Source organism: Candidatus Schmidhempelia bombi str. Bimp (genome assembly GCF_000471645.3).
GTDB classification, from domain to species: domain Bacteria; phylum Pseudomonadota; class Gammaproteobacteria; order Enterobacterales; family Orbaceae; genus Utexia; species Utexia bombi.
In genome coordinates this window covers 34492-45947 of sequence record NZ_AWGA01000071.1, presented here as the reverse complement: position 1 = coordinate 45947, position 11456 = coordinate 34492, and the positions used below count along the sequence as shown (strand labels likewise).

At 32.8% G+C, this 11456-nt stretch carries 6 protein-coding genes; 5 read left to right on the top strand and 1 reads right to left on the bottom strand.

Annotated elements, in window-relative coordinates; translation table 11 throughout:
* On the bottom strand, positions 1-549 hold a 549-nt coding region (locus O970_RS08025), incomplete at its 3' end, for a contractile injection system protein, VgrG/Pvc8 family (protein ID WP_024496594.1).
* A 440-nt stretch (positions 550-989) separates the two neighbouring features.
* On the opposite strand from O970_RS08025, the gene O970_RS08020 reads away from it, so the two are divergent.
* From O970_RS08020 to O970_RS08000, 5 genes are all read left to right on the top strand, one after another.
* Positions 990-1829: a Cof-type HAD-IIB family hydrolase gene (locus O970_RS08020; RefSeq protein WP_024496593.1), complete on the top strand. Its 840-nt coding sequence runs from the start codon at positions 990-992 to the stop codon at positions 1827-1829.
* Positions 1830-3032: 1203 nt separating this feature from the next.
* The gene (gene treB, locus O970_RS08015; protein WP_024496592.1) at positions 3033-4451 is read left to right on the top strand and encodes a PTS trehalose transporter subunit IIBC; all 1419 of its coding nucleotides are present in this window, start codon (positions 3033-3035) and stop codon (positions 4449-4451) included.
* 67 nt (positions 4452-4518) lie between these two features.
* Positions 4519-6192, top strand: a complete 1674-nt coding sequence (treC, locus tag O970_RS08010) for an alpha,alpha-phosphotrehalase (protein ID WP_024496591.1) — start codon at positions 4519-4521, stop codon at positions 6190-6192.
* Positions 6193-6578: 386 nt separating this feature from the next.
* A complete protein-coding gene (locus tag O970_RS08005) occupies positions 6579-6884 on the top strand; it encodes a JAB domain-containing protein (RefSeq protein ID WP_081685293.1) in 306 nt (101 codons plus the stop codon).
* Positions 6885-7185: 301 nt separating this feature from the next.
* On the top strand, positions 7186-11100 hold the full coding sequence (locus tag O970_RS08000; protein ID WP_024496590.1) for a YobI family P-loop NTPase: 3915 nt from the start codon (positions 7186-7188) through the stop codon (positions 11098-11100).
* The last annotated feature ends 356 nt before the right edge of the window (positions 11101-11456 follow it).

Sequence of the window (11456 nt, the reverse complement as noted above, 5' to 3'; positions counted from 1 at the left end):
GAGGTCGCTCTCTTGCCATTGGGTGATAAATTCACGCATTGGGTAGGTATTACGTAATTCTAAGCGGTAGTCAATGCCGGTAAAGCCGTGTTTACGCAATATCTGCTCCACCACCGCAATCACACTTTGATGTTGATAAATGGCGCTATAGCGATGTAGACCCAGTAACGCTAGGCGTGGCGCTAAGACCACTTTATATTGCGCTTGCTGTTTATTGACCGATAGTTGGCTAAATTCAGTTATCGCCCCGTGTAACGTGCGGGGTAAAGTGGGCAGCGTTAAAGTGCTAAGTTGCATAGATAAGAGATGATGGGGTTTTGGTTGAAAGGTAAGGTGGGCTTTTTGAGTGAGAATGGCATCCGCGGCTATCTGTTTGTCACTGGAGGTGAAAATAATTTCATATCGCCATGGTTGGTTTAACGCTTCTTGCCCTGTTACGGTATGCACAGATAGTGAAGAAGTAATGCGATCTATCTGTAATGTATAATAATGACTATTACTTAGTTGCTTTACAAGTAATTTTTTAGTGATATCAAATGGATCTACCATATCGTTTCCTTTTCACTTCTAAAGTATAGAAAATTTTGTCTGTTTACTTTTTATTACTATTGGTTATCGAATCCTTTAATATTGCCTTACTAATTTAACTTAAAAAGTTAATCAAAACAACTTAGCGAAGTTGCGTGGCGATTTAAACACTTTAATGACCATACGAGGGAAATAGTAAATGAAAATTTATCCATGATTACTATTATCATTTGATAAGGTATGTGGACGACTACGTTACATATTATCTAAATGGTGTGGATAAGCTAATAAAGGTAAGTTATCAGTCCGTTTAACATTAAAAATATAATATTTACTTTGCGACACTTATCATTGTTTATAAAATAGATAGATATGGTGAAAGCAGTGATAATTAAGTACCTTGATTGATAAAGATATTGGTTTAAAAATATAACAATTTTGTTGATGAATGGGAGATAGATATGACAATCAAAGCGATTGTATTAGATATCGATGGCACCTTACTAACTGACGATAAACAAATTAGCCCAGCAACCAAGCACGCATTACTTAATGCTCAAAAAAAAGGGATTAAAGTCGTGTTAGCTTCTGGACGTCCTCCTTCAGGAATGATCCATCTGGCAAAACAGCTAGAAATGGACAAGTATCATGGCATTATTGCGGCTTACAATGGTGCATACGTGTTTGATCTTACTTCGCAAAAAGTACTATTTAGCCAACCCCTCTCTATTGAAACCAGTAAAGCCATTCTTGATCATTTAAAGCATTTTACGGTTATTCCAATGATTGCCAAAGATGACTATATGTATGTTAACGATGTTTTTAATGGATACTTAACCATTACCCCAGATAAAGCGCCCGTCAATATTATTGAATATGAATCGCGTGGTGGTCAATTTAGTTTATGTGAAAAAAAGGATCTAGCTGCTTTCGTTGATTTCCCATTACATAAAATATTAGTTGCTGGTGAACCTAATTATCTGAAAGAAAACGCAGAAAAAATCTTGTCGCCTTTTAAGGATATTGTATGTGGTTTATTTTCTGCACCAATGTATTTTGAATTTACCGATCAAGGCGTTGATAAAGCAAATGCCTTGGAACAAGTGCTTGCTGCCCAAGATATACAGGCTAACCAATTGATCGCTTTTGGGGATGGGCATAACGATCTGACATTGATTCAATATGCAGGAACAGGCGTTGCTATGGGGAATGCCGTAGAGGCGTTAAAACAAGCCGCGACCTATGTTACCTTAAGTAATAATGAAGATGGTATTGCGGTTGCTTTAAATAAATTTCTTTAATTGGTGAGATTTAAACAAAAAAGAGTGTAATATCCGATTTATTGGAATTGGGAAGTTAAAAAAAGCGTTATTTGGTTATTAGCGATTTGAACAATAATCGCTAACTTTACCGCCCCCTCCTACTATGTAGCAACTAATGGTGATTAAGTCGGCAACGGTATTTATTAATACCGTTTTGATGATCATTATAATGAGTAAAAAGTGGGAGTTGACCGGTGCTATTCGCAACAAAGATTTGATAAATTAAACCGTTATTTTTATTAAATTGATATCATTTATTTTATGCCATAAAAATGGGAAAAAATAAGGTTGCCTTTCATGTTTTTTATTGATTAAACGCCTTCTAGGTGGGAGACGGGCTTACGTTAATAACTTTATAAATAAAGGATATTGTCGTTAGTAGTAATAGTTAAATCCTTGGGATGTGATCAGTATAACGCATAACTATTCTTGATGGGATTAAATGAACAATATCGCATGGTGAACTGGCAATAACTATCCCACTAACTAAATGATCTTGCATTTGGTTTAAGGCTTTAATTGATATCCCTCATGATTTCGATCATCGCCATTTTTATTAATCGTCATATTTATTTAATCAACAATGGGCTTTACTATTTTTGCTTAATGGAATAATTAGCTGCTTTTAGATCATTTGCTATCATTTACTGAAGAGTAATTAGTTTGACTGTTTTTACCCACCATATTATTTTACCGCCTAATGGCTTTTGACCAATGAAGTGACGACTCAGGTAGTGAACGTGCTAAGTTTCGGTTAGTACTGAATCTATCGACTATTATTTTTGCAATTAATACCCTGCCTTAGACTTATATCAATAGTTACATGAAAATAGCTTGGATATAGGCTTGTTATCTCTATTGGTCAGAGTCGATGACTGTTTTTACTTGAAAGATAGACAGTCAGAGGCGTTCTTTAATTGAACATTATCTATATCTACACGTTACTTAGTATGCGCCAAAACAATGACTATTGCTTACCATTTGATAGCTTAGTTTTAGCTATTGTTATTTAATTTATGCTTATTGATTGCCAATATGTGATATCAATCACAAAAGGATAACTGTTACCATTTATTAATCCATCAATTCAATCTATGCTGAATGGCAATCAAAAATTAACCCGATTATGAATAAATATAAAATGAGATAGGCTGATCGTTTACCTCTAAAAGGGGCGTTATTATGGCTAAAGATTTAAAAATAAACGCTGAATTAATTAAGCAATTAATTGATTTGGTTGGCGGTAGTAGAAACGTTATTAGTGTCACCCACTGTTTAACAAGGTTAAGGTTCGCATTAATTGATCCCAACACCGCCAACATTAACGCTATAGAAGCATTGCCTTTTGTTAAAGGCTGTTTTATTAATGCTGGGCAGTTTCAAGTGATTATTGGCACGAATGTTGATAGTTATTATAACGTACTGATTCAACAATTAAATTTAAGTAAAGCACCGATTAAAGCTACCACAAAACAGAATATATCGGTTTTTGAAAGATTCATTGCTAATTTAGCTGAAATATTTATCCCCTTATTACCGGCTTTAATTGCGGGTGGGTTATTATTGGGATTACGTAATGTAATTGGCGATATGCCATTTATTGATAATCAGCCCCTTACTGCCAGTTATCCTTGGTTAGCCGCTATTTATAATCTGCTTTGGTTACCATGTGAAGCAATTTTTCACTTTTTACCCGTTGCTATTTGTTGGTCTACTACCAAAAAAATGGGGGGATCGCCAGTATTAGGGATTGTGCTTGGTATTACATTAGTGTCCCCCCAGTTAATGAATGCTTATGATCTCGGGAGCAAAATACCTGAAGTGTGGGACTTTGGTTGGTTTACTATTGCTAAAGTCGGTTATCAAGCACAGGTGATTCCATCCATTTTTGCGGGGCTCGCACTGGGTTGGATCGAAACTCATTTGCGAAAAATTATCCCTGATTATTTAAATTTGGTTATTGTACCTATTCTTGCGTTACTGACGTCGGTTTTTTTAGCTCATTTTATTTTAGGTCCTGCTGGACGAATGTTCGGTGATGGTATAGCGGATATGGTTAAGTATTTAATGACAGGTGATTATGCCTTTATCGGTGCGATGATTTTTGGTTTTATCTATTCACCGTTAGTCATTACTGGAATTCATCATACTACGCTAGCAATTGATATGCAGATGACCAATAATATCGGCGGCACACCTATTTGGCCAATCATTGCCCTGTCCAATATTGCTCAAGCTTCTGCTGTAGTAGGTATTATTTTGGCAAGTAAAAAACAGAATGAACGCGAAGTGTCTGTACCCGCTGCTGTATCGGCCTATTTAGGGGTGACCGAACCCGCCATGTATGGCATTAATCTACGTTATAAGTTTCCGATGCTATGCGCAATGATAGGGTCAGCATTAGGGGGATTAATTTGTGGTTTAGCTGGCGTTCTATCTAATGGTATTGGCGTGGGCGGATTACCTGGGATCTTAACAATTAAACCTATGTATTGGTCAATTTATGCAATGGCCATGCTAGTGGCGGTAGTGGTTCCTATTGGTTTAACTTCACTGGTTTATAAAATAAAGCAGAAAAAAGGCTTGTTAGATATTGACTAATTCGCACATAACCATCACTTGTCGTGCGATTAATGACACGACCAACCGATTAACAAAAAGGTACACAATGAACAAAATCGATATTCCTTGGTGGCAAAATGGCACTATTTACCAAATTTATGTTAAAAGCTTTCAAGCTAGTGGCACAAGTCCAACCGGTGATTTACAAGGTATTATTAAGCGCTTAGATTATTTACAAAGCCTTGGTATCAGTGCTATTTGGTTAACACCGATCTATCCATCACCGCAAATTGATAATGGTTATGATGTGTCAGATTATTATAGTATTGATCCAAACTATGGCTCGATGGCCGATTTTGAGTTACTTATTGCTCAAGCTCACCAACGAGAGATGCGAATTATGATGGATATGGTGTTTAACCATACCTCAACCGAACATCCTTGGTTTAAAGCCGCTTTAGATAAAAATAGTCCTTATCGATCATTTTATATCTGGAAAGATGCGAATAAAAACGGCGAAGAGCCGAATAACTGGGTATCTAAATTTGGCGGTAAAGCTTGGCAATGGCACCAACCCTCTAAGCAGTACTATTTACACCTATTTGCCAAAGAGCAAGCAGATCTAAACTGGGAAAATCCCACTGTTCGTAATGAAATTAAAAAAGTATGTCAATTTTGGGCTGATAAAGGGGTTGATGCCCTTCGATTAGATGTGATTAATTTAGTCTCGAAACAGCAAGATTTTCCTGATGATGACAAGGGAGATGGACGACAGTTTTATACCGATGGTCCACGAATTCATGAATTTTTACACGAGATCAGTCGAGATGTCTTTCAACCCAAGCAACTTAAAACCGTTGGGGAAATGTCATCCACAACACTTGAAAACTGTCAAAAGTATTCGGCATTGGATGGCAAAGCGTTAACCATGACCTTTAATTTTCATCATCTTAAAGTCGATTACCCTAATGGCTATAAGTGGTGTTTAGCCAAGCCTGATTTAATTGAGTTGAAAAAAATTATTGGTTACTGGCAGATCGGCATGCATAATCAGGCGTGGAATGCGATTTTTTGGTGTAATCATGATCAACCTCGTATTGTGTCGCGCCTAGGCCATGAGAATCAATATCATAAACAATCGGCTAAGATGTTGGCAATGCTACTGTATGGTTTACAAGGTACCCCTTATCTTTATCAAGGCGAAGAAATTGGAATGACTAATCCTCATTTTACCGATATTGCTCAATATCGCGATGTGGAAAGCCTTAATATCTATCGTGAAAAACTTGCACAGGGCATGGAAAAACAGGAAATCTTAGCCATTTTAGCCAGCAAATCCAGAGATAATAGCCGTACCCCCATGCAATGGGATAACAGGGTTAATGCTGGTTTTACCCAAGGTGAACCTTGGATTGAAGTGGCTAACAACTACCCACAAATTAATGTCAAAGCGGCATTAGATGATGCTGATTCGATATTTTATTGCTATCAAACACTAATTGCACTGCGTAAGAGATATCCAATTTTTATTTTAGGTGATTATCAGGACCTTACCGCAGGCCTTGCCGATTATTGGGTTTATAGACGTAGTTATCAACAGCAACAATTATTAGTAATTGCTAATCTTACCGATAAAAAAATTAATTACTCATTACCACCCCAATTACAACGTTTGAGCTGGCGCCCATTATTAAGTAATTATCCAGACACCCCTTTCTTAGGCTCTGAAATAACATTAAGACCTTACGAGGCAATGTTTTGGTTACAACAAGATAATTAAACAATTGTATGAGCAATCCGTCGCAGATTGCTTATTTTTTAGCAGGTTATAGATTGGAAGATAGCAATCCCTCTGCATAATTTTCTGGCTCACAAACATAAAGGATCTGTATATGGTATAGCCGTTCTATCATGATTAACTTCTGTTTTTATTCGGTATAGCGGGTTATCGTATTCATTGCCACTGCAAGTGCACCATAGCCGATAATATCATCAAAAAATATCAATTTGTTTAATTTATTTAGCTAACCTATACAATATATTTAAAAGATATGGTATATTATTTTCTATTTATTTTACAAGCTAATAAAATCGATATTAAGCTGACTAAATATGATAAATACTATATCGAAATTATCAGTGATGTGTACTTTATCCATTATGTGAATTGCCCAAGCAAGGGAACATCGGTATAGCATTAGTATAAATCAAGCAAGTAATACCTTATATATTGAATTCATTACGCTAGGCTCGCATAAATCGAACAATGTTGAACCTCTAAATGTGTTTCGCATTACGATTATGAAATACTCCTTATGTGGAATTCTGGTGCATAATGATCCGGCTGAATCGCTAATTCCTTATAAAACTGATAAAGACATTATCGATTTAAGTCCCCCTATTTTAATTATCGAAGTTATTGCCCATCTGATTATGACAACAAAAACCTATATTAGCTTACATAACACCTAACTGATGGATGGACTTTAATAACGCCTTCACTAGGTACTTGCTTATCACATTATTAATGTGTATTCGCAAAAAAGGGAAAGAAACGGCAAAAAAGCAAGCGGTTGAGAGCGGTAAGAGTAAAACCACTAGAGATAAAACACAGAATCTGAATTTTAAAAAATACTGGTTAATACTTTGGTGGAAAAGGTAAGTTGACGATCTTACAAAGATTTTGGAAACCACATCTACCCCATTGAAGATAATAATTAATTTAAAAGAGAAGTACGTTTTATAAGTAAAAAATCATAATAAGGAATATAGAATGGAACACAGCCAAAATGAAGCTGAAGCGTTAGAGCAAAACGCTACCTTTGAAAAACTTACACCAACCTTTCTTTCTGATGATGAAATGCAGGGGTATAGACAAGCCCTTGATTTCGTCTTTCAAGAAAATGACTTGCTCAATATTGCGATTGCTGGACCATATGCCTCAGGAAAAAGCAGTGTAATTAAAACATATGAAGAGAAAATCAAACACCTAAATGGTATTCATATTTCACTTTCCTATTTTTCACCGACATTAGAATCAAAAATTAAAGGTAAAAATAAAAGTGATGAACTTATCTTTGAAGATGAGTTAATATTAGAAAGAAAAATTATCAATCAACTTGTTCATCAAATTGATCCAGCCAAAATCCCTGCAACCGAATTTAAAGTAAAAAATGAGACCCCAAAATGGGATAAAATAATTTGGTCAGGAACCTTCACAGTTATTCTATTTTTTTTAATTTTTATTGACAAAAATCAGCTAACTAATTGGTATAGTGAACAAAATTATATTGCTTCATCATTGTTTTTACTCTTTTTTTGTTCATTTGTATATTTCATTTTTTATAAAATAGTTGACCTGCAAAGCCGTAACAATTTAATTAGAAACCTGAAAATTTTTGAGAATGAAATTGATATTTCATCATCAGAATGTGATGTCTCTTATTTTGATAAATATTTGAATGAAATTATTTATATTTTGAACCAATCAAAGTTAGATTATATCATTTTTGAAGATATTGACCGCTATGATGATAATTTGATTCTCAATAAATTAAGGGAACTCAATTACACGTATAATAAAAAGCAGAGTAAAAATAAACCCAAACCGATTAAATTTATTTATCTAATTAAAGATGAGATATTTGAATCAAAAGAACGAGCAAAGTTTTTTGATTATATTTTACCGATTGTTCCCGTTATGGATAATTCAAATTCATTAGGGAAAATGGTGCAGATCTTTAAAAAACAAAATATTTATAGTGATTTTACTAGTACTTTTTTAGATAACCTTTCTTATTATTTGGATGATATACGGCTTATAAAAAATATTTGTAACGAGTATATCATTTATAAAACTAAATTAGCTCACAATGCTGGTTGGTTTAGACATGAAAAATTACTCGCCATTATCGTTTATAAAAACATCTTTCCTGCTGATTTTTCTTTAACTCGATTGGGGTTAGGGCAAGGTGTGGTTCATCGCATTATTGAATCATTAAAAATGCAAAAAAGTGAAACTGTTCAAAATCGAATAAAAAAAATTGATAATGACATTGAGTTGCTAAAAAATAAGATTAGCATAATAGAAGATTGCCATTTAAAGAATCTTGATGAGTTAGGTGCGTTATATATCAGCTTTGATAACCAAATTGACTTTAAATATTATCGTTATATCGGTGAAGAAGATGTCTTACGGCTCAATCAAAAACAATTTTTTCAAGCTTTAAAAGAAAATAACTGGATAACAAATGATTATGATAATAGTTATAAAATAGATTGCAAACCATTCTTTGATGAACTTGAAGACAATGCTGAATATCAACAACGAAAAAAAGCAATTGAAATCGTTACTGCTAATAAAAAATCAACACTTGAAGCGGAAATTAGCGAATTAGAGAAAGAAAAAGCACAATTAAAGATACCGAAGAATATCACGGAAGTCATTAAGTTTAAGCAAAATAAAGAACGTATTGATATAAAGACATTATTTGCCACACATCTCAACGCAGATACAGAACAGGAAAAAGCAGATAAAAAGTATGCACAATATAAAGCAGAGTATGAAAAACTATCATCTTCTTGTTACTTTCCTCTTTTACGTATGTTAATTATTCAAGGTTATATCGATGAATATTATAGTGATTATACTGGCTTTTTTGATACAGATGGATTATCCCAAAATGATACGTTATTTCTGCGTAATATTAATGAACGTATCAATACCGAGTGGGAGCTCGAATTAAAAAAACCAGAGCTGGTGCTAAAAAGATTAAATGCTGATAAGGCAAATAGGTTTATTGAGGAATATGTTTTAAATTATTCTTTACTAGATTATATTTTAGCAACAAATAAAACAGAAAATTTATCTCAATTTATTACAATTTCATGTGCTAATATTAAATTTATAGAATGCTATTTAGTAAGATGCTACGATTTATTGTTAAATAAAGATGAAAGATATACCCCTGACTATCTGTGTTTATTTATAAAAGAATTGAATCAACAAGACTCATTGATGTGGCGTCAGATAACGACATTTAACCAGATACTTTATCTCTATCTTTCATTTATTCATAATCATCATGAAGCCGTATTAAATGAAATGAATGAAGATGGTCATCTAAAAAAATTGATTGAGGATTCACCTGATTTTCTATTTATTGATGATAAATGGAATACAATTTTTAACATACTCGATGAATCAAATTTATCTAAAATAACTATTGCTTTTAAACAATTAAATAATAAATTTAATAAGATTGAAAAATCACCCCCTAAGTTACTAGAATTCATTGAAAAAAATGATAACTATCAACCCAATTATGATAATGTCAAACACATATTAGAAAATTTATATGCTAAACAAAATTTTGATTCTCAGATTATACAAACTCTACGAGCATTAGATAATAATTCTCCAATAAAGTCATATAGTAATAATAACCTCCAAAATCTGGTCTTATCTATCATCGAATCAGATATCGCCACAATTAACGATGATCAAAAGACGGTATTTTTTATTTTAAATCATGATGAGATATCTTCATCGGTAAAAAAAGCCTATATTTATAAACTTTCAACAATAATTACAAAATTAAATAATATTAGTGATAAAGGCATTTGGAATGCGTTACTTGAAAAACAAAAAATAGCCTATTCAGCAGAAAATATTGTTCATTATTTCTTCAAATATGAATTGCAACATAGAGCAGAAAGAGAAATCAATGAACAATTAATCCAATTCATCAATAAAAACCCACAAAATATTACCTCAGATGAGGCGGATATTAATAATTTGATTTCAAAAGCCGATAAACTAAACCTATTTTTTAGAAAAATAACCGTGAATTCAGGCATAAATAATAGCAAATACAGTATGTTAATTTCATGGTTTAATGGTAGATATTATGAAGATTTTGACTATCAAAATATTGATAAAGAAAAGATATCAATTTTAATTCAGCATAAAGCTATTGGCTTAGGAGAAAAACAAGATTTGGCGTTTATAAGAGAATATTATCCAGACAATGTTTTAGAACTTATTACGTATAATTATGAAAGCTACATTGATAAGCTAAAAGAGAACTCATCACTTATTGATCATAATGAGATAATTAACTTATTGTCAGAAAATTTGAGCTTAGAACAAAAAATTTCATTGTTAGAGTTAACAAGTAAACCTATTTCTATCAAAAATACAAATTACCCTGTAGAGCTTCAAAAGAAAATTTTAGAAGACAATTTTACCCCTGAGGATTTGAATTATATTACTAGTAATCACTACTACAACTCAGCGAAAAAAGAGATGAAAAGTATAATAAAACAATTGTGTGTGGCATATAAAGCTCAAATCATAGAATTTGATTGCATCTGTTTGGGAATATTAACCGAATTACTTAAAGATAAAACATTTCCTTTAGTCGATAAATATACTTTATTAATTCAACAAATACCTCAATTGAGTGCAGAAAAAACATATAATTTACTTAAAAATATAGAACAAAACTCAAGTGTTGAAAGTTATTTTTCAACACTATTTATTGCAAAAAACCTTCGTTTTGCAAATACTGATTTGAACAAAAAAATAATAAAAGAATTAAATAAGAAATTTAACTTTACTTACAAAGAACAAGACGACTGCATTATTGGTTATGGAAGAGAAATACTAATAATTAACTCTGACTAGAGCTTATTTTAATATTTAAGCTTTTCTGGCGTGGTTTGTGCGTGGCTTAGTGAAATGACATACGATATTGAATCCGCACTCAAAAATGAATTTTTTAGAAAAAAGCATTGAATTAATAAAAACTTATAACATTTTTAGATTAACGCTACAAGGTTAATTTGACCGTGTCATTTGCTTTATGATAAAAACAGCGAGTTTAAAATAGTAAAAAAATCAGTTAAAAAAGAAAGGCATATTATATGTAATGGGCTATTACCGATGAATTCAGACAAGAGTTAAAAAACTTAGTGATGCTTTTGACTAACAGCCCTGATTTACAGTGGATTAATGATGTAATTGATTATTATAAATAGGAT

Coding starts and splice junctions, on each gene's coding strand:
- O970_RS08020 (WP_024496593.1), top strand. CDS start 990: ATGACAATCAAAGCGATTGTATTAGATATCGATGGCACCTTACTAACT.
- treB (WP_024496592.1), top strand. CDS start 3,033: ATGGCTAAAGATTTAAAAATAAACGCTGAATTAATTAAGCAATTAATT.
- treC (WP_024496591.1), top strand. CDS start 4,519: ATGAACAAAATCGATATTCCTTGGTGGCAAAATGGCACTATTTACCAA.
- O970_RS08000 (WP_024496590.1), top strand. CDS start 7,186: ATGGAACACAGCCAAAATGAAGCTGAAGCGTTAGAGCAAAACGCTACC.